We start from the raw sequence: 19601 nt of genomic DNA, 5'->3' as shown, positions 1-19601 counted from the left end.
CATCTTCGTGAGTTCGTTTCGCGGAGCGGCGAACTCTGACGATGTTCACGGCTATCTGGCAACGCTAGGATGGGGCCGCCGCACCGTAGAGTGCGCACGTTGCGACTTCGGCAAATCCGACAGGTCATCCGATGCAGCATCCGATCGTCATCTCCTATTATACGCCGGATACTGCGTATGAGACGCATGCTGAAAAGCTGACAGCCTCCCTCCGGCGTTTGGGGCTGGAATACCGGATAGAGGGCAGGCCGGCGCGCTCTTCCTGGGTTGAGAACTGTGCACAGAAGGCGCTGTTCATATCACAGATGCGTGCCGAGCTCGGGGCGCCGGTACTTTGGGTGGATGCCGACGCGATCATGCTTCGACCGCTATCGGAAGTGGCAGGAAGCAATGTGGATATTGCGGCCGTGCGACGCGACGGATGGTCCTTCTTCGGGGGGCAGGTGTATTTTGGCGTAGGCGACGCCGCGGATCAGCTGGTCGAACGCTGGTGCCGCTATTGCGTGGAATTTCCGCATGTCTGGGACCAGGTATCGTTGGGATACGCATGGTGGGACGTGTCGCTTGAGACCAAGCTAACATCGCTTTGGCTCGGCGAGAATACGTTCCAGAAGGCGAGCAGGAACCGTGCTTTCCGGCTGGTCCAGCGCATGACCACAGGAGCTGCCACGATGCATAAGCAGGAAAGCCGCCGTTCCGCCAAGCTTCAGAAAGCCTACAAGACCAAGCAGTTTGCCACTTCGGATCTCCCCGAATGGTGGCGCGAAGCATGCGCGCAGGGCCGTATTTTTCCGATCACGGACAGTCAACGCGGCGAACTGGGGCTGACGCCGACGGCCTGATATGCTCCTCGTCCCGTTGGAGCCTGCAGCCGGTGCTCGTTTCCGGACGTAACGGGATCACTGCCAGACACCGAACGTTTCCTGCATGTATCTGACACAAGCCGCGTTGGCGGCCTTGCGATCCGCATTGTCGATGGTCGCTGAAAAAAGGCTCTCGATATCGCTGGCGCTAGATCCGAGCGGCGCGAAGAAATCGGCTGGAAGCCAAATCGGAACGCCATTCCGCGCAAGCATCCCGGACAGCCAGAAATCGTCGACCGACCATAGCACAGGCGGGATCGTATAGGACTGTTCGTCGAAGAACCGCGGCCGCACGACGACCCCGCCGTATCCCAGCAGGATATCGGCGTAGCCTGATTTACCGATCCGCCGCCGCGACGGCGCCAGCTGGGGGGAGCCGCCTAAGCGCGAGAGTTGGTGGCGGAGCTTGGCAACCCGGTACTGCCAGTCAAAGTTCGAATTACGCCGCGTTGCGCCTTCGCGGCCGCATGTCGTGCGGCCCGTCTCCGGCGACAACAGCTTGCCGAACAAAGCGACGCACTCATTGGGACGTTTAGCCTGCTCCTCGAACAACTGCTCGGCCCAATCGGCTCCGTAGATCTGGTCATCGTCGCAGAAAAGGATCTGCGCATCCGTATCCCTCAGATCCTTCGCTGCGAACAGGATCTTGGACGCTGGACCGAGATCATGATCCGGTCGGAAGATGCTGATGCCCGTCGGCACCTTTGGCACAGATCCATCGTAGTCTGGGAAACGCCTGTAGACCTGAGGAACATACAGACGAACCTCGTCGATATGGCCGGTCTGGGTCAGAAGGGTCTCGAGCGTCGGCCCGATCTCCTCGAAGCGTGATGGGATCGTGCTCAGCGAGATGACGCGCATGGATGTTCTTCCGGCCTGGCATGCTGTGAATGCGATATCTGTTTGACAGGGCCAATCGTCCGCCGGTCATCGTCGCGAGGATTGGAAACGCGCTTCGCTGTCGGAAATCTGTTCGGCGAAGCGCAGCGACCATTCGGTTTGCCGCACCCGGCGCCTTGGACTCCAGCGCGTTCTTTGATACGGACCGCTGCCTGCCACAGAAGGGTGACAAATGTCGACAGAAATTGGCCGCGTCTTCATCGGGTTCGATTCCAAGGAGGTGATCGCCTATCACGTCCTGTGCCAGAGCATTCTCGAGCGCTCGTCCGTGCCCGTGGTGCTCTCGCCGCTCTATCTGCCCAACCTGGAAGGCGCGTTCCAGCGCGAGCGCAACGCGCTGCAGTCGACGGAATTCTCCTTCTCGCGCTTTCTGGTGCCGTATCTCTCGGGGTTCACGGGCTGGAGCCTGTTCATGGACTGCGACATGCTGATGCGCGCCGACATCGCCGAACTCTGGGCGCTGCGCGACGACCGCCATTCCGTCATGTGCGTCAAGCACGACTACCAGCCCAAGGTGGAGACCAAGTTCCTCGGCCAGACACAGACCAAATACGAGAAGAAGAACTGGTCGAGCGTCATGCTGTTCAACAACGCCAAGTGCCAGGCGCTGACGCCGGACTACGTCAACACCGCCACCGGCCTGCAGCTGCACCAGTTCAAATGGCTCGACGGCGACGAGAACATTGGTGAACTGCCGGCGGAGTGGAACTGGCTGGTCAACGAGTACGACCACAATCCTGATGCCCGGAATGTGCATTTCACCGACGGCGGTCCGTATTTCGACGAATACCGCAACGATGACTACGCCGAGGAATGGTTTGCCGCGCGCGAGCGGACACTGTTCGTCCAGCAGCGCGGCGCCTGAGGTCTTGCGGCGGGGCTGCGGGACATGACGCAATGACGCAGGCGAATGATGCGGGCGGGCTGCCGGACACGCCTGAGGACTGGGCGGCGTTCTTCGGCGGCTTCGACCGCGTCGTCCTCGTCGCCAACAGCGACGCGGTCGATATTGCGGCGCTGTCGGCGCGTTACGGCGACGGCACGCTCTTCGTCTTCTTCAACAAAGTGTTCAAGGTTCTCGACGGGCCCTTCGACCGGCCGTCGCTGCTGATCGCCCGCAGCAGCCAGGCGGGCGCCAACATCGTTTATCGCCGGGAAGTCGGCACCGTCCTGCAGCTTCTGCGCGGCCCGCAATTCCATGGCATCGCCAATCTGAAGGCCGGCACCGCGGAACGTTTCAGCCCAGCCGAATCCTTCGAGGGCGCGCCGGTCGGCTTCCTCGACCTCGCCCCGGTCTTTGCCGATTTCTATCCGGCCACCCATGTCCCGACGAGCGGCTTTGCGCTGGCCTTCTGGCTGGCCGAAGCCTGTCCGGCACTGCCCATCGTGCTGGCCGGCTTCACCGCGCGCCGCTCGACGCGGTGGAAGCTGTTCCACGACCATGAATGGACCTTCGAGCAGATGGTGAACCGGCTGCTGGCGCGCACCGGCCGGCTGACGATGGATGGCGGCGGCAGTGCCGGCGAATGGTCGCGAATCGCCACGCGGATTCCGGGCGTCACGGCCGCCGATGTCGCGCTCGTCTCCTCGGAGGTTCTGTCGGAACGGCTCGAAGGCACCAACCAGGCAATCGACCGGCTGATGTCGCTGACGCGGCTGCAGGGGCGGCTCGACGCATTCCTGCGCGGACTGAAACCGAAGACGCGCAAGCAAAAGCTGGCGGAACAGGCGGCCAAGGCACCGTCGCAAGGCAACTGACGAACGCCGCGACCGATTCGTTCGGACACCGGCGATACGCGGCCTCATCACGCGCTGGCTTCGAGCAAGCGGTCGCGATGACCGGCCTTGTCGGTTTCGCAGGTGAGGCGGTCCGATGGCTGCGCCCCATGAGCGCGGTTTGGATGCCTCGGGCGGCCTTTCGACGAAAAAGGGTGTTGCAGTTCGCGCCGCGAGGCGATATCTGGGCGCCACCGTAGGGGTATAGCTCAGTTGGTAGAGCGGCGGTCTCCAAAACCGCAGGCCGTAGGTTCGAGCCCTACTGCCCCTGCCAGCAACGCGAACGAGAGTTTTCCCCGGCAGCCCTTGTGAATCATTCCGAGGGCGGCTAAGTGGGGCATTCTTAATGACATATGGCGCGTGGGGCGGTCGCTAGCCTTCATGCGCCTTAGCCGTGAGCGGTTTATGGCCAAGACCAATCCCTTCAGCTTTCTTCAGCAGGTCCGGTCGGAGACCGCGAAGGTGACGTGGCCCACCCGTCGCGAGACCGTCATTTCGACGATCATGGTTTTCGTGATGGTGGCGTTCGCCGCAACCTTCTTCTTTATCGCGGATCAGCTGCTCGGCTACGTCGTCGGCCTGATCATGAGCGTCTGATCCGGACGCTGCAGGAGTTATCACAAGTTTCATGACCGCTCGTTGGTACATCGTCCACGCCTATTCGAATTTCGAAAAGAAGGTGGCAGAATCGATCGAGGAGCAGGCCCGTCAGAAGGGTCTGTCCGATAAATTCGAGAAGATTCTCGTGCCGACCGAGAAGGTCGTCGAGGTGCGCCGCGGCCGCAAGGTCGATGCCGAGCGCAAGTTCTTCCCCGGCTATGTCCTGGTCAAGGCCGAGCTCACCGACCAGGTGTTCTCGATGATCAAGAACACGCCGAAGGTCACTGGCTTCCTGGGCGCCGAGAACCGGCCGACCCCGATCACCGAGAAGGAAGCCGAGCAGATCCTCGCGCAGGTCCAGGACGGTGTCGAGCGGCCGAAGCCGACCGTCTCCTTCGATATCGGCGAGCAGGTGCGGGTCTCCGACGGCCCCTTCGCCTCGTTCAACGGCATCGTTCAGGAAGTCGACCAGGAGCGCGCGCGTCTCAAGGTGGAAGTTTCGATCTTCGGGCGTGCGACGCCGGTGGATCTCGAATTCGGTCAGGTCGAGAAGGCCTGATCCGAACGGGCGCCAAGCCCATCCTCGTGCGGGAGGCGCTCGGGCTTTAGCCGGCCCCTGTTCCGGACCGCGCGGACTGCAGACTGCCGGATGCCCGGCTGGCTTCGTGCCGGCCGCCCGGCGTGAACATTGAAGGCAGGTACAAATGGCTAAGAAAGTACAGGGCCAGCTGAAGCTTCAGGTCCCGGCTGGTTCGGCGACGCCGTCGCCGCCCATCGGTCCGGCGCTGGGTCAGCGCGGCATCAACATCATGGAATTCTGCAAGTCGTTCAACGCGCAGACCCAGGAGCAGGAAAAGGGCCAGCCGATCCCGGTGGTCATTACCTACTACCAGGACAAGTCCTTTACCTTCGCGATGAAGACCCCTCCGGTGAGCTACTTCCTCAAGAAGGCCGCCAACCTCAAGAGCGGCTCCAAGGAGCCGGGTCGCAGCGTCGCCGGTTCGGTGACCCGCGAGCAGGTTCGCGAGATCGCCGAGAAGAAGTTCAAGGATCTGAACGCGAACGACATTGATGCGGCGGTTCTCATGGTCGAGGGCTCTGCCCGCTCCATGGGCCTCGAAGTGGCGGGCTGAGACGATGGCAAAGAGTGGCAAGCGAATCCGTAGCGCCCGCGAGGGCATCGAGCGCACCAAGCTGTATGGCCTCGACGAAGCCGTGCAGATGCTCAAGGACCGGACCAAGACCAAGTTCGACGAGACCATCGAAGTTGCGATGAATCTCGGCGTCGACCCCCGTCACGCCGACCAGATGGTCCGCGGCGTGGTCAATCTGCCGAACGGCACCGGCCGCACCGTGCGCGTCGCCGTCTTCGCACGTGGCGACAAGGCCGAGGAAGCCAAGGCTGCCGGCGCCGACATCGTCGGTGCGGAAGACCTCGTCGAGCAGGTCCAGGGCGGTGCGATCGACTTCGACCGTGCCATCGCCACGCCGGACATGATGGCGCTTGTCGGCCGTCTCGGTAAGGTTCTCGGCCCGCGCGGCCTGATGCCGAACCCGCGCGTCGGCACGGTGACCCCGGACGTCGCAGCGGCCGTCAAGGCTTCGAAGGGCGGCGCCGTCGAGTTCCGCGTCGAGAAGGCCGGCATCGTGCATGCCGGCGTCGGCAAGGCCAGCTTCGACAGCAAGGCGATCGTGGAGAACATCCGCGCCTTCGCCGATGCGGTCCAGAAGGCCAAGCCGTCGGGCGCCAAGGGCAATTATGTCCAGCGCATCGCCGTGACCTCGACCATGGGCCCCGGCGTCAAGGTCGATCCGTCGACCGTCGGCGCCTCGCAGGGCTGACACTTACAATTCGGAAGCGGCGTGCCTATATGCGCCGCTTCCCCATCAAGGTTCCGGGCTCGTCCCGGTACGTGGAGGCTTTTGAAAGCCTCCTGAATGCCTGTCCGAGATTGTGGGCGGCCGGTGCTTCGGCTCCGGTCATAATCGTTAGATAGCCCTCATGAGACGGGGAAGTTCCGAGTTTTCCGGCATCGCCGGTCTGGTCGGTTCGAACCTCTGAATGCCTTGCGTCGCCCAACGGTTCCACGGAGCTGCTGCGGGTTGGCCGGGGGGACAGGATCTCCGAGCGTCGCCCGGATGGTCCGGGCGGCAAAAGGCAACCGGCCTCGTTTCGCAAGAACCGGGGCTAACTGGAGAGAGGCAGTGGACAGAGCGGAAAAGCGCGAATTCGTCACGTCCCTTCACGAGACCTTCCAGGCCTCGGGAACGGTCGTCGTGGCCCACTATGCCGGTCTCACGGTCGCGCAGATGAACGATTATCGTTCGAAGATGCGCGTCGCGGGAGGCACCGTCAGAGTCGCGAAGAACCGCCTCGCCAAGATCGCTCTTGAAGGCACGGACGCCGCAGGCATCTCGAATCTGTTCGAGGGCCAGACGCTGATCGCTTATTCGAGCGATCCGGTGGCGGCGGCCAAGGTGACCAACGATTTCGCCAAGGGGAACGACAAGCTCGTCATCCTCGGCGGTTCGATGGGCGCCACGACACTCGATGCAGACGGTGTGAAGGCCTTGGCCACCATGCCGTCGCTGGACGAACTCAGGGCCAAGCTGGTCGGCATGATCAATACGCCGGCCACTCGGATTGCTGGAGTTCTCCAGGCGCCTGCGGGGCAACTCGCACGCGTTTTCGGTGCCTATGCCAAGAAAGACGAAGCGGCGTGAGGATGGTTCCTCGCTGCACACCTCAAAGTTCGAACCTGAAGGAATACTAACATGGCTGATCTCGCCAAGATCGTTGAAGACCTGTCGGCCCTGACCGTCCTCGAGGCGGCTGAGCTGTCGAAGATGCTCGAAGAGAAGTGGGGCGTCTCCGCTGCCGCTCCGGTCGCCGTTGCGGCCGCTGGTGGTGGTGCTCCGGCCGAAGCCGCCGAAGAGCAGACCGAGTTCAACGTGATCCTCGCATCTGCCGGTGCGCAGAAGATCAACGTCATCAAGGAAGTCCGTGCGATCACGGGTCTTGGCCTCAAGGAAGCCAAGGACCTCGTCGACAACGCGCCGAAGCCCGTCAAGGAAGGCGTGGACAAGGCCGAGGCCGACAAGATCAAGGACCAGCTCGAGAAGGCTGGCGCCACGGTCGAAGTCAAGTAATCGCGGTTCGCCGCGCTTACGCAGAACATCCGGGGGCGGGACGGCAGTTTGCCGTTCCGCCTTCCGTGCTCGCCATAGGGTTCCGGCCTTTCGGGGTCGATCTGGCGGGCAGGGCATTCTCCGCGGTGCGGGACGGTAAGACGCGGGACGGGAATGCAGTGCGTGTGTTCGAAAGGCTTGCCGGCAAGCCCTTCGAAGACGCGGGCCCCGCGCCCGACAGATCGGTCAGTCGCTGCCGCCGCAGGGCGCAGCGGAGTCTCTCGGCGGAGAGACAGAGGAATTTCAGCCCTTTGGTCGAGGGCGATATCACGAGAAGGAGCGACGATGTCTCAGACGACGACGTTTAGCGGTCGCAGGCGCGTGCGCAAGTTCTTCGGGTCGATCCCCGAAGTGGCCGAAATGCCGAACCTGATCGAGGTCCAGAAGGCCTCCTACGATCAGTTCCTGATGGTGGACGAGCCGGTAAACGGGCGTCTGGACGAAGGGTTGCAGGCCGTCTTCAAATCGGTCTTCCCGATCTCCGACTTCTCCGGTCAGGCCATGCTGGAATTCGTCAAGTACGAGTTCGAGCAGCCGAAATTCGACGTCGAGGAGTGCCGTCAGCGCGATCTGACCTATGCTGCGCCGCTGAAGGTGACGCTGCGCCTCATCGTGTTCGATGTCGACGAGGACACCGGCTCCAAGTCCATCAAGGACATCAAGGAGCAGGACGTCTACATGGGCGACATGCCGCTCATGACCATGAACGGCACCTTCATCGTCAACGGCACCGAGCGCGTCATCGTCTCGCAGATGCACCGTTCGCCGGGCGTCTTCTTCGATCATGACAAGGGCAAGAGCCACTCGTCGGGCAAGCTGCTCTTCGCGGCGCGCGTCATTCCCTATCGCGGTTCCTGGCTCGACATCGAGTTCGACGCCAAGGACGTCGTGCACGCGCGCATCGACCGGCGCCGCAAGATCCCCGTGACCAGCCTGTTGATGGCGCTGGGCATGGACGGCGAAGAGATTCTGTCGACCTTCTACGGCACCGTGAAGTTCGAGAAGGACAAGAACGGCTGGCGCGTTCCCTTCTCGGTCGAGCGCGTGCGCGGCCAGGGCGCGGTCGTCGACCTGATCGACGCCGACAGCGGTGAAGTGCTGGTCGAGGCCGGCAAGAAGGTCACCGCGCGCCAGGCGCGTCAGATGCAGGAGAAGGGCGTCAAGGCGCTCCGCGCGACCGAGGACGATCTGGTCGGCTCCTACATCGCCGAGGACATCGTCAATCCCGAGACCGGCGAGATCTATCTCGAAGCCGGCCAGGAACTGGAGATGACCGTCGACGCCAAGACCGGCGAGCGGAAGGGTTCGCTGATCGACCTGATCAATGCGGGCTACGACGAGTTCACCGTTCTCGATATCGACCACGTCAATGTCGGCGGCTACATCCGCAACACCCTCGCGGTGGACAAGAACGAAGGCCGTCAGGACGCGCTGTTCGACATCTACCGGGTCATGCGCCCGGGCGAGCCGCCGACGATGGAAACCGCCGAGGCGATGTTCCAGTCTCTGTTCTTCGATTCCGAGCGCTACGATCTGTCGGCCGTCGGCCGCGTCAAGATGAACATGCGTCTCGACGTCGACGCCGAGGACACCGTGCGCGTGCTGCGCAAGGAGGACATCCTCGCGGTCGTGCGCACGCTGGTCGACCTACGCGACGGCAAGGGCGAGATCGACGACATCGACAATCTCGGCAACCGTCGGGTGCGCTCGGTCGGCGAGCTGATGGAGAACCAGTACCGCGTCGGTCTGCTGCGCATGGAGCGGGCGATCAAGGAGCGCATGTCGTCGGTCGAGATCGACACCGTCATGCCGCAGGACCTGATCAACGCCAAGCCGGCGGCCGCCGCCGTGCGCGAGTTCTTCGGTTCCTCGCAGCTCTCGCAGTTCATGGACCAGACCAACCCGCTGTCGGAGATCACCCACAAGCGTCGTCTCTCGGCGCTTGGACCCGGTGGTCTGACCCGCGAGCGGGCCGGCTTCGAAGTCCGCGACGTGCATCCGACCCATTACGGCCGCATCTGCCCGATCGAAACGCCGGAAGGCCCGAACATCGGTCTGATCAACTCGCTCGCCACCTTCGCGCGGGTGAACAAGTACGGCTTCATCGAGAGCCCGTACCGCAAGGTCGTCGATGGCGTGGTCACCCACGACGTCGTCTATCTGTCGGCCATGGAGGAATCCAAGCATCACGTCGCCCAGGCGAACGCGATCCTGACGGACGACAACCAGTTCCAGAACGAGTTCGTGGTCTGCCGCCACCAGGGCGACGTCTTCATGACGCCGCGCGACAATGTCGACCTGATGGATGTCTCGCCGAAGCAGCTCGTCTCGGTCGCGGCCGCGCTCATTCCGTTCCTCGAGAACGATGACGCGAACCGCGCACTGATGGGCTCGAACATGCAGCGTCAGGCCGTGCCGCTGGTGCGCGCCGAAGCGCCGTTCGTCGGCACCGGCATGGAGCCGATCGTGGCCCGCGACTCGGGCGCCGCCATCGGTGCCCGCCGCACCGGCATCGTCGACCAGGTCGACGCGACGCGTATCGTCATCCGGGCGACCGAGGATCTGGAAGCCGGCAAGTCCGGCGTCGACATCTATCGTCTGATGAAGTTCCAGCGCTCGAACCAGAACACCTGCATCAACCAGCGTCCGCTGGTCGCGGTGGGTGACCGGGTCGAGAAGGGCGACATCATCGCCGACGGTCCGTCGACGGATCTGGGCGATCTCGCCCTCGGCCGGAACGTGCTCGTCGCGTTCATGCCGTGGAACGGCTACAACTACGAGGATTCCATCCTCCTGTCCGAGCGCATCGTCGCCGACGACGTCTTCACCTCGATCCACATCGAGGAGTTCGAGGTCATGGCGCGTGACACCAAGCTTGGACCCGAGGAGATCACGCGCGACATTCCGAACGTGTCGGAAGAGGCGCTGAAGAACCTCGACGAAGCCGGCATCGTCTATATCGGTGCCGAGGTGCAGCCGGGCGACATCCTGGTCGGCAAGATCACGCCGAAGGGCGAAAGCCCGATGACGCCGGAAGAGAAGCTTCTGCGCGCCATCTTCGGTGAGAAGGCGTCCGACGTCCGCGACACCTCCAACCGCATGCCTCCCGGCGCCTATGGCACCGTGGTCGAGGTCCGCGTGTTCAACCGCCACGGCGTCGAGAAGGACGAGCGCGCCATGGCGATCGAGCGCGAGGAGATCGAGCGCCTCGCCAAGGATCGCGACGACGAGCAGGCGATCCTGGATCGTAACGTCTACGGTCGCCTGGTCGAAATGCTCGACGGCAAGGCTGCGGTCGCAGCGCCGAAGGGCTTCAAGAAGGGCTCCGTCATCACCGCCGAGGCGATGGGTGAATACCCGCGGTCGCAGTGGTGGATGTTCGCCGTCGAGGACGAGAAGACCCAGGCGGCTCTCGAGGATCTGCGCAACGTCTATGACGAAGCCAAGAAGACGCTCGAGCAGCGGTTCATGGACAAGGTCGAGAAGGTCCAGCGCGGCGACGAGCTGCCCCCGGGCGTCATGAAGCAGGTCAAGGTCTTCGTCGCCGTCAAGCGCAAGATCCAGCCGGGCGACAAGATGGCCGGCCGTCACGGTAACAAGGGCGTTGTCTCGCGGATCCTGCCGGTGGAAGACATGCCGTTCAACGCGGACGGCACCCATGTCGACATCGTGCTGAACCCGCTGGGCGTGCCGTCGCGCATGAATGTCGGACAGATCTTGGAGACCCATCTGGGTTGGGCCTGCGCCGGCATGGGCCGGAAGATCGGCGACATGCTGGAGGCCTACCAGACCAGCCAGGACGTCTCGCCGCTGCGCGACGAGATCGCCGGGCTCCTGGGCGACAGCGATCGCAACGAGAAGGTGAAGACCTACGACGACGCAAGCGTTCTGACGCTCGCGAAGCAGATGAAGCGCGGCGTGTCGATTGCGACGCCGGTCTTCGACGGCGCGGTCGAGCAGGACATCGTCGAGATGCTGGAGAGGGCCGGGCTGAACGGCTCGGGTCAGGTCACGCTCTATGACGGACGTACCGGCGAAGCCTTCGACCGGCAAGTCACGGTCGGCTACATCTACATGCTGAAGCTGCACCACCTGGTGGACGACAAGATCCACGCCCGTTCGATCGGACCGTACTCGCTCGTGACCCAGCAGCCGCTGGGCGGCAAGGCGCAGTTCGGTGGCCAGCGCTTCGGCGAGATGGAGGTCTGGGCGCTCGAGGCATACGGCGCGGCCTACACGCTGCAGGAGATGCTGACGGTGAAGTCGGACGACGTCGCGGGCCGTACCAAGGTCTACGAGTCGATCGTGCGCGGCGACGACGCGTTCGAATCCGGCATCCCGGAGAGCTTCAACGTGCTGGTCAAGGAAATGCGCTCGCTCGGCCTCGACGTCGATCTGGCGAACTCCGCAGCCGAGCTGCCGGCTCCGGCCGACCTGCCGGACGCTGCCGAATAGGCCATTCATGACAGGACCGCGGTCAGCCGCGGTCCGGACCGGCGCCCCTTCGGCGCCGGTCCTCGACGATTGAAGAATTTGAGCGGCCGCCGGTAACCCCCGCCGCGGCCCGGGGCAGGCGCCCCAGAAGGAGAAAAGCCATGAACCAAGAGGTCATGAACATCTTCAATCCGCAGGTGGCTGCGCAGACGTTCGATTCGATCCGGATCTCGCTTGCCTCGCCTGAGAAGATCCTCTCCTGGTCGTTCGGCGAGATCAAGAAGCCGGAGACGATCAACTACCGTACGTTCAAGCCCGAGCGCGACGGCCTGTTCTGCGCGCGCATCTTCGGTCCGATCAAGGACTACGAGTGCCTTTGCGGCAAGTACAAGCGCATGAAGTACAAGGGCATCATCTGCGAAAAGTGCGGCGTCGAGGTCACCCTCTCGCGCGTGCGTCGCGAGCGCATGGGCCATATCGAGCTCGCCGCGCCGGTTGCCCACATCTGGTTCCTGAAGTCGCTGCCGAGCCGCATCGGCACGCTGCTCGACATGACCCTCAAGGACATCGAGCGGGTTCTCTATTTCGAGAACTACATCGTCACCGAGCCGGGCCTGACCTCGCTGAAGGAGCACCAGCTCCTGTCCGAGGAAGAGTACATGATCGCCACCGACGAGTTCGGTGAGGATTCGTTCACGGCGCTGATCGGTGCCGAGGCGATCCAGGATCTGCTCGGCTCGATGGATCTCGAGACGATCGCCGGCGACCTTCGTTCGGAGCTTGCGGAGACCACCTCCGAGCTCAAGACGAAGAAGCTGATGAAGCGGCTGAAGATCGTCGAGAACTTCCTGGAATCCGGCAACAAGCCGGAATGGATGATCATGAGCGTCGTTCCGGTGATCCCGCCGGACCTGCGCCCGCTCGTCCCGCTGGACGGCGGCCGCTTCGCGACCTCCGATCTCAACGACCTGTATCGCCGCGTCATCAACCGGAACAACCGCCTCAAGCGGCTGATCGAGCTGCGCGCACCGGGCATCATCATCCGCAACGAGAAGCGGATGCTGCAGGAGTCTGTCGACGCGCTGTTCGACAACGGCCGTCGCGGCCGCGTCATCACGGGCGCCAACAAGCGCCCGCTGAAGTCGCTCTCCGACATGCTCAAGGGCAAGCAGGGCCGGTTCCGTCAGAACCTGCTCGGCAAGCGCGTCGACTATTCCGGCCGTTCGGTCATCGTGACCGGTCCCGAGCTGAAGCTGCACCAGTGCGGCCTGCCGAAGAAGATGGCGCTCGAGCTGTTCAAGCCGTTCATCTATGCGCGCCTCGACGCCAAGGGCTTCTCCTCAACGGTCAAGCAGGCCAAGAAGCTGGTCGAGAAGGAGCGTCCGGAAGTCTGGGACATTCTCGACGAGGTTATTCGCGAGCATCCGGTCCTCCTGAACCGTGCGCCGACGCTGCACCGTCTCGGCATCCAGGCGTTCGAGCCGGTGCTGATCGAGGGCAAGGCCATCCAGCTGCACCCGCTGGTCTGCACCGCGTTCAACGCCGACTTCGACGGTGACCAGATGGCGGTCCACGTGCCGCTGTCGATCGAGGCGCAGCTCGAAGCCCGCGTTCTGATGATGTCGACCAACAACATCCTGCACCCGGCGAACGGCCAGCCGATCATCGTGCCGTCGCAGGACATGGTGCTGGGTCTGTACTACCTGTCGATCATGAACGAGAACGAGCCGGGCGAAGGCATGGCCTTCTCCGACATCGGCGAGATGGAGCAGGCGCTGTTCACCGGCGCCGTGACGCTGCACTCCAAGATCAAGGGCCGGTTCAAGACCATCGACGCCGAGGGCAACCCGGTCTCGCAGATCTACGAGACCACCCCCGGCCGCATGCTCATCGGCGAGATCCTGCCGAAGAACGCCAAGGTTCCCTTCGACATCTGCAACGAGCTGATGACGAAGAAGAACATCTCGCGGATGATCGATCAGGTGTATCGCCACTGCGGTCAGAAGGAGACGGTGATCTTCTGCGACCGGATCATGCAGCTCGGCTTCCGCCATGCGTGTACCGCGGGTATCTCGTTCGGCAAGGACGACATGCTGATCCCCGAGACGAAGCCGCAGATGATCGGCGAGACCCAGGCGCTCGCGAAGGAATACGAGCAGCAGTACAATGACGGCCTGATCACCCAGGGCGAGAAGTACAACAAGGTCGTCGACGCCTGGGCCAAGTGCACGGACAAGATCGCCGACGAGATGATGGCCCGCATCAAGGCCGTCGAGTTCGACGAGGACGGCCGTCAGAAGCCGATGAACTCGATCTACATGATGTCGCATTCGGGCGCGCGTGGTTCGCCGACCCAGATGCGTCAGCTGGCGGCGATGCGCGGCCTGATGACCAAGCCTTCGGGCGAAATCATCGAGACGCCGATCATCTCGAACTTCAAGGAAGGCCTGACCGTTCTCGAGTACTTCAACTCGACCCACGGTGCCCGTAAGGGTCTGGCCGACACCGCCCTGAAGACCGCCAACTCGGGTTACCTGACCCGTCGTCTCGTCGACGTCGCGCAGGATTGCATCATCACGCAGGTCGACTGCGGGACCGACAAGGGTCTGACGATGCAGCCGATCGTCGATGCCGGCCAGGTGGTCGCGTCGCTGGGCCAGCGCGTGCTGGGCCGGACCGCGCTCGAGGACATCGTGCATCCGCTCACCGGCGAGGTCATCGTCAAGGGTGGCGTCACCATCGAGGAGCCGGATGTCGAGATCATCGAGAAGGCCGGCATCCAGTCGATCAACATTCGCTCGGCGCTGACCTGCGAGATCCGCACCGGCATCTGCGGCACCTGCTACGGCCGCGATCTGGCCCGTGGCACGCCCGTCAACATGGGCGAGGCCGTCGGTGTCATCGCCGCACAGTCGATCGGCGAGCCGGGCACGCAGCTCACCATGCGGACCTTCCACATGGGCGGTACCGCGCAGGTGGTGGATTCCTCGTTCCTCGAGGCGTCCTACGAAGGCACGGTGCAGATCCGCAACCGCAACGTGGTGCGCAACTCCGATGGCCAGCTGGTCGCCATGGGCCGCAACATGGCCATCCTGATCATGGATCAGGCGGGCAAGGAACGGGCCTCGCATCGCGTCACCTACGGTAGCCGCGTCTATGTGGACGATGGCGATACCGTGCGGCGCGGCCAGCGTGTCGCCGAGTGGGACCCGTATACCCGCCCGGTGCTCACCGAGCTCGACGGCACGGTGGACTTCGAGGACTTGGTCGACGGCATCTCGGTGTCCGAACAGGCCGACGAGGCCACCGGCATCACCAAGCGTGCGGTCATCGACTGGCGGGCGAGCCCGCGCGGTCAGGACCTCAAGCCGGCGATGGTCATCAAGGGCGACGACGGCGAGGTTCTCAAGCTGCCGCGCGGTTCCGATGCCCGCTACTACCAGTCGGTCGACGCCATCCTGTCGGTCGAGCCGGGCACGCGGGTCTCGGCCGGTGACGTCCTGTCGCGTATTCCGATGGAAAGCGCCAAGACCAAGGACATCACCGGTGGTCTGCCGCGCGTCGCCGAGCTGTTCGAGGCCCGCAAGCCGAAGGACAACGCGGTCATCGCCGAGATCGACGGTACGGTGAAGTTCGGGCGCGACTACAAGAACAAGCGCCGGATCGTCATCGAGCCGCACGAGGAGGGCGCCGAGCCCGTCGAGTACCTGATCCCGAAGGGCAAGCCGTTCCATCTCCAGGAAGGCGACGTCATCGAGAAGGGCGACTACATCCTCGACGGCAACCCGGCACCGCACGACATTCTGGCCATCCGCGGCGTGGAGGCTCTCGCGAGCTACCTCGTCAACGAGATCCAGGAGGTCTACCGGCTCCAGGGCGTTCTGATCAACGACAAGCACATCGAGGTCATCGTCCGGCAGATGCTGCAGAAGGTCGAGATCGTCGAATCCGGCGACAGCGGCTACATTCCGGGCGACCATGTCGACCGGATCGAGCTGGCGGAGCTGAACGAGCGCCTGAACGAGGAGGGCAAGCGTCCCGCCTCGGGCAACCCGGTCCTGCTCGGCATCACCAAGGCGTCGCTGCAGACCCCGTCCTTCATCTCGGCCGCCTCCTTCCAGGAGACGACCCGGGTGCTCACCGAGGCCGCGGTTGCCGGCAAGACGGACACGCTGCAGGGCCTCAAGGAGAACGTCATCGTCGGCCGACTCATCCCGGCCGGTACCGGTGGCACCATGACCCAGGTCCGCCGCATCGCCACGGCGCGCGACGACCTGATTCTCGACGATCGCCGCAAGGCGGCCAACGTCGCCGAGACCGACCGGATGCTGACCTCGGTCAGCGACCCGGCCGAATAGGCCTTAACCGCCTGTTAAGACCCTTCAGGGGCCGCCTTCGGGCGGCCCTTTGTCATTCCTGCCCCGCAATGCGGCGCTGCTGGGCGCGGGCGCCCGCAATATGCCGGCGCTTTGCGGCAGGAGCGGGGGATCGGGGTTGACGAGGGGGGAGGGAATCGATAGATAGCCCTCCAACAGAGCCGATGTGAAGCCGACTCTTCCCAAGGACGCCGCGTCCGGGATCCAGAGCTTCAAACAAGGCTTCGTTCAACGAGACGCCACATCGCTGTATGCATGATCGCCCTGGCGGTCCTCTGCTTCGTGCCGGGCAGTTCGCAATACATGCGAACGATATGCTCGGTTTCGTGCATGGAGAAGTCCACTCCATGTACGGGCGGGCTGCTTCGTTTCGAACTTTGGATTTGGAAGAAGAGGGAAGGTTGGAATGCCGACCATCAACCAGCTTGTCCGCAAGCCTCGCGTGCGTCCCACCGAGCGCAATACGGTCCCGGCACTCGAAGCGAACCCGCAGAAGCGCGGTGTCTGCACGCGAGTTTATACGACGACCCCGAAGAAGCCGAACTCGGCTCTGCGTAAGGTCGCCAAGGTTCGCCTCGTCAACGGTTACGAGGTGATCGGCTATATCCCGGGCGAGGGGCATAACCTTCAGGAGCACTCCGTGGTGATGATCCGCGGCGGTCGCGTGAAGGATCTTCCCGGCGTTCGCTATCACATCATTCGCGGCGTGCTCGACACGCAGGGTGTCAAGAACCGGAAGCAGCGGCGTTCGAAGTACGGCGCCAAGCGTCCGAAATAAGCCCAACGCTGATCACTGGAAGAGACGATAAATGTCCCGCCGTCACAGAGCCGAAAAGCGCGAGATCAACCCGGACCCGAAGTTCGGCGATCTCATCGTATCCAAGTTCATGAATGCCGTCATGTATGACGGCAAGAAGTCGGTTGCCGAGCGCATCGTGTATGGCGCGTTCGACGCCGTCCACGAGAAGTCCCGCCAGGACGCCGTGGCGATCTTCCACCAGGCGCTCGAGAACATCTCGCCGCATGTGGAAGTCCGTTCGCGCCGCGTTGGTGGTGCGACCTACCAGGTCCCGGTCGACGTTCGTCCGGAGCGTCGTCAGGCACTGGCCATTCGCTGGCTGATCACCGCGGCTCGCAACCGCAACGAGACGACCATGGTCGATCGCCTGTCGGGCGAACTCATGGACGCCGCCAACAACCGCGGTACCGCCGTGAAGAAGCGCGAAGACACGCACCGCATGGCGGAAGCGAACCGCGCCTTCTCGCACTACCGCTGGTAATTCTAGCTTCTGTCCGAAAGGCGACGCCCGATGGCACGCGACTATAAGATCGAAGATTACCGTAATTTCGGCATCATGGCTCACATCGATGCGGGAAAGACGACGACGACCGAGCGGGTGCTCTTCTACACCGGCAAGTCCCACAAGATCGGCGAAGTGCACGACGGCGCTGCGACGATGGACTGGATGGAGCAGGAGCAGGAGCGCGGCATCACGATCACGTCCGCTGCGACGACCACCTTCTGGCAGGGTCGCGACGGCAAGAAGCGCCGCTTCAACATCATCGACACCCCGGGCCACGTCGACTTCACCATTGAAGTCGAGCGTTCGCTCCGCGTGCTCGACGGTGCGATCGCACTGCTCGACGCCAACGCCGGTGTCGAGCCGCAGACCGAGACCGTCTGGCGCCAGGCCGACAAGTATCATGTCCCGCGCATGATCTTCGTCAACAAGATGGACAAGACCGGCGCCGACTTCTACCGCTGCGTCGACATGATCAAGTCGCGCCTCGGTGCGCGTCCGGTCGTGATCCAGCTGCCGATCGGCGCCGAGAACGAGTTCAAGGGCGTCGTCGACCTCATCGAGATGAAGGCGCTTGTCTGGCGCAACGAGAATCTCGGCGCCGAGTGGGACATCGTCGAGATCCCGGATGATCTGAAGGACCGCGCCGAGGAATATCGCGAGCTGATGATCGAGGCTGCGGTCGAGATCGACGAGGCCGCTACCGAGAAGTATCTCGAAGGCGAGATGCCCGACAATGACGAACTGCGTCGCCTGATCCGCAAGGGCACCTGCGACGTCTGGTTCACCCCGGTTCTGTGTGGCTCGGCCTTCAAGAACAAGGGCGTTCAGCCGCTGCTCGACGCCGTCGTCGACTTCCTGCCGTCACCGGTCGAAGTCCAGGCGATCAAGGGTATCGACCCGAAGACCGATGGCGAGATGATCCGCAAGTCGTCGGACGACGAGCCGCTGTCGATGCTGGCCTTCAAGATCATGAACGACCCGTTCGTCGGTTCGCTCACCTTCGCCCGCATCTATTCGGGGGTCCTCACCAAGGGTTCCTCGGTGATGAACACGGTGAAGGACAAGCGCGAGCGCGTCGGCCGCATGCTGCAGATGCACTCCAACTCGCGTGAAGACATCGAAGAGGCGTATGCAGGCGACATCGTGGCTCTGGCCGGTCTCAAGGAGACCACCACGGGCGACACGCTCTGCGATCCGCTGAAGCCGGTCATTCTCGAGCGCATGGAATTCCCCGATCCGGTCATCGAGATCGCGATCGAGCCGAAGACCAAGGGCGACCAGGAGAAGATGGGCCTCGCGCTCAACCGCCTGGCAGCCGAGGATCCGTCCTTCCGCGTCAAGACCGACGAGGAATCCGGCCAGACGATCATCGCCGGCATGGGTGAGCTTCACCTCGACATCCTGGTCGACCGCATGAAGCGGGAGTTCAAGGTCGAGGCGAACATCGGTGCACCGCAGGTGGCATACCGCGAGACGATCACGCGGAAGGCCGAGGTGGACTACACCCACAAGAAGCAGACCGGCGGTACGGGCCAGTTCGCCCGCGTCAAGCTGGTGTTCGAGCCGGCCGAGATCGGCGAAGGGTTCTCCTTCGAGTCGAAGATCGTCGGCGGCGCCGTGCCGAAGGAATACATCCCGGGCGTCCAGAAGGGCATCCAGTCCGTCCTCGGTGCGGGTCCGCTTGCGGGCTTCCCGATGGTCGACATCAAGGCCGAGCTCCTCGACGGTGCTTACCATGACGTCGACTCCTCGGTCCTGGCCTTCGAGATCGCCTCCCGTGCGGCGTTCCGCGAAGCCATCCAGAAGGCCGGTCCGCGCCTCCTGGAGCCGGTGATGAAGGTCGAGGTTGTGACGCCTGAGGATTACGTCGGCGATGTCATCGGCGACTTGAACTCCCGGCGTGGCCAGATCCAGGGCACCGAGCCGCGCGGCATCGCGCAGGTCGTCAATGCCATGGTCCCGCTGGCCAACATGTTCGGTTACGTGAACCAGCTCCGCTCGATGTCCCAGGGCCGCGCCCAGTACACGATGCAGTTCGATCACTACGAGCAGGTTCCGAACCAGGTCGCTGACGAGATCCAGAAGAAGTTCGCCTGATCGCGAACGGCTTCGAGACGAATAGGGCTTCCTGAGCCCGCACTAGACAAACGGAGTGGCAA

At 63.3% G+C, this 19601-nt stretch carries 15 protein-coding genes and 1 tRNA gene; 15 read left to right on the top strand and 1 reads right to left on the bottom strand.

Annotated elements, in window-relative coordinates; all coding sequences use genetic code 11:
- Positions 1-131: 131 nt before the first annotated feature.
- A complete protein-coding gene (locus SI859A1_RS10480) occupies positions 132-842 on the top strand; it encodes a hypothetical protein (RefSeq protein WP_009209747.1) in 711 nt (236 codons plus the stop codon).
- A 57-nt stretch (positions 843-899) separates the two neighbouring features.
- Here the strand turns inward: SI859A1_RS10480 and SI859A1_RS10475 are convergent, their stop codons facing one another.
- Positions 900-1724: a glycosyl transferase gene (locus SI859A1_RS10475; protein ID WP_009209746.1), complete on the bottom strand. Its 825-nt coding sequence runs from the start codon at positions 1722-1724 to the stop codon at positions 900-902.
- Between the two features lie 211 nt (positions 1725-1935).
- Here SI859A1_RS10475 and SI859A1_RS10470 point away from each other — a divergent pair, with 211 nt between their 5' ends.
- The 14 genes from SI859A1_RS10470 (at position 1936) to fusA (ending at position 19539) form a co-directional block, all read left to right on the top strand.
- Positions 1936-2628 carry a glycosyltransferase family protein gene (locus SI859A1_RS10470; protein WP_009209745.1) on the top strand — a complete coding sequence of 231 codons (693 nt, stop codon included), beginning with the start codon at positions 1936-1938 and terminating at the stop codon, positions 2626-2628.
- Positions 2629-2660: 32 nt separating this feature from the next.
- Positions 2661-3521, top strand: a complete 861-nt coding sequence (locus SI859A1_RS10465; protein WP_009209744.1) for a hypothetical protein — start codon at positions 2661-2663, stop codon at positions 3519-3521.
- Positions 3522-3737: 216 nt separating this feature from the next.
- Positions 3738-3813: transfer RNA gene (locus SI859A1_RS10460), tRNA-Trp, on the top strand.
- Between the two features lie 131 nt (positions 3814-3944).
- Positions 3945-4136 (top strand): preprotein translocase subunit SecE, encoded by a 192-nt coding sequence (gene secE / locus SI859A1_RS10455; protein ID WP_029703862.1) that lies wholly within the window; start codon positions 3945-3947, stop codon positions 4134-4136.
- A 31-nt stretch (positions 4137-4167) separates the two neighbouring features.
- The gene (gene nusG / locus SI859A1_RS10450; protein WP_009209743.1) at positions 4168-4698 is read left to right on the top strand and encodes a transcription termination/antitermination protein NusG; all 531 of its coding nucleotides are present in this window, start codon (positions 4168-4170) and stop codon (positions 4696-4698) included.
- A gap of 145 nt (positions 4699-4843) precedes the next feature.
- Complete coding sequence (rplK, locus tag SI859A1_RS10445; RefSeq protein WP_009209742.1) at positions 4844-5272, top strand: 50S ribosomal protein L11; 429 nt, start codon at positions 4844-4846, stop codon at positions 5270-5272.
- Positions 5273-5276: 4 nt separating this feature from the next.
- Positions 5277-5981 carry a 50S ribosomal protein L1 gene (rplA, locus tag SI859A1_RS10440; protein WP_009209741.1) on the top strand — a complete coding sequence of 235 codons (705 nt, stop codon included), beginning with the start codon at positions 5277-5279 and terminating at the stop codon, positions 5979-5981.
- A 363-nt stretch (positions 5982-6344) separates the two neighbouring features.
- Complete coding sequence (gene rplJ, locus SI859A1_RS10435; protein ID WP_009209740.1) at positions 6345-6863, top strand: 50S ribosomal protein L10; 519 nt, start codon at positions 6345-6347, stop codon at positions 6861-6863.
- 51 nt (positions 6864-6914) lie between these two features.
- A complete protein-coding gene (gene rplL, locus SI859A1_RS10430; protein WP_009209739.1) occupies positions 6915-7289 on the top strand; it encodes a 50S ribosomal protein L7/L12 in 375 nt (124 codons plus the stop codon).
- Between the two features lie 324 nt (positions 7290-7613).
- Positions 7614-11783: a DNA-directed RNA polymerase subunit beta gene (gene rpoB / locus SI859A1_RS10425; RefSeq protein WP_009209738.1), complete on the top strand. Its 4170-nt coding sequence runs from the start codon at positions 7614-7616 to the stop codon at positions 11781-11783.
- 140 nt (positions 11784-11923) lie between these two features.
- Positions 11924-16120 carry a DNA-directed RNA polymerase subunit beta' gene (gene rpoC, locus SI859A1_RS10420; protein WP_009209737.1) on the top strand — a complete coding sequence of 1399 codons (4197 nt, stop codon included), beginning with the start codon at positions 11924-11926 and terminating at the stop codon, positions 16118-16120.
- A gap of 424 nt (positions 16121-16544) precedes the next feature.
- Positions 16545-16916: a 30S ribosomal protein S12 gene (gene rpsL, locus SI859A1_RS10415; protein WP_009209736.1), complete on the top strand. Its 372-nt coding sequence runs from the start codon at positions 16545-16547 to the stop codon at positions 16914-16916.
- Between the two features lie 31 nt (positions 16917-16947).
- Positions 16948-17418, top strand: a complete 471-nt coding sequence (gene rpsG / locus SI859A1_RS10410; RefSeq protein ID WP_009209735.1) for a 30S ribosomal protein S7 — start codon at positions 16948-16950, stop codon at positions 17416-17418.
- A 30-nt stretch (positions 17419-17448) separates the two neighbouring features.
- On the top strand, positions 17449-19539 hold the full coding sequence (gene fusA, locus SI859A1_RS10405) for an elongation factor G (protein WP_009209734.1): 2091 nt from the start codon (positions 17449-17451) through the stop codon (positions 19537-19539).
- The last annotated feature ends 62 nt before the right edge of the window (positions 19540-19601 follow it).

It is taken from the genome of Aurantimonas manganoxydans SI85-9A1 (assembly GCF_000153465.1).
GTDB lineage: Bacteria > Pseudomonadota > Alphaproteobacteria > Rhizobiales > Rhizobiaceae > Aurantimonas > Aurantimonas manganoxydans.
Note: the sequence above shows the minus strand (reverse complement) of the source record. Positions and strands in the feature narration are given on the sequence as shown.

Excerpts from the sequence above, each read along its gene's own strand:
- SI859A1_RS10480 (WP_009209747.1), top strand. The coding sequence starts at position 132 with ATGCAGCATCCGATCGTCATCTCCTATTATACGCCGGATACTGCGTAT.
- SI859A1_RS10475 (WP_009209746.1), bottom strand. The coding sequence starts at position 1,724 with ATGCGCGTCATCTCGCTGAGCACGATCCCATCACGCTTCGAGGAGATC.
- SI859A1_RS10470 (WP_009209745.1), top strand. The coding sequence starts at position 1,936 with ATGTCGACAGAAATTGGCCGCGTCTTCATCGGGTTCGATTCCAAGGAG.
- SI859A1_RS10465 (WP_009209744.1), top strand. The coding sequence starts at position 2,661 with ATGACGCAGGCGAATGATGCGGGCGGGCTGCCGGACACGCCTGAGGAC.
- secE (WP_029703862.1), top strand. The coding sequence starts at position 3,945 with ATGGCCAAGACCAATCCCTTCAGCTTTCTTCAGCAGGTCCGGTCGGAG.
- nusG (WP_009209743.1), top strand. The coding sequence starts at position 4,168 with ATGACCGCTCGTTGGTACATCGTCCACGCCTATTCGAATTTCGAAAAG.
- rplK (WP_009209742.1), top strand. The coding sequence starts at position 4,844 with ATGGCTAAGAAAGTACAGGGCCAGCTGAAGCTTCAGGTCCCGGCTGGT.
- rplA (WP_009209741.1), top strand. The coding sequence starts at position 5,277 with ATGGCAAAGAGTGGCAAGCGAATCCGTAGCGCCCGCGAGGGCATCGAG.
- rplL (WP_009209739.1), top strand. The coding sequence starts at position 6,915 with ATGGCTGATCTCGCCAAGATCGTTGAAGACCTGTCGGCCCTGACCGTC.
- rpoB (WP_009209738.1), top strand. The coding sequence starts at position 7,614 with ATGTCTCAGACGACGACGTTTAGCGGTCGCAGGCGCGTGCGCAAGTTC.
- rpoC (WP_009209737.1), top strand. The coding sequence starts at position 11,924 with ATGAACCAAGAGGTCATGAACATCTTCAATCCGCAGGTGGCTGCGCAG.
- rpsL (WP_009209736.1), top strand. The coding sequence starts at position 16,545 with ATGCCGACCATCAACCAGCTTGTCCGCAAGCCTCGCGTGCGTCCCACC.
- rpsG (WP_009209735.1), top strand. The coding sequence starts at position 16,948 with ATGTCCCGCCGTCACAGAGCCGAAAAGCGCGAGATCAACCCGGACCCG.
- fusA (WP_009209734.1), top strand. The coding sequence starts at position 17,449 with ATGGCACGCGACTATAAGATCGAAGATTACCGTAATTTCGGCATCATG.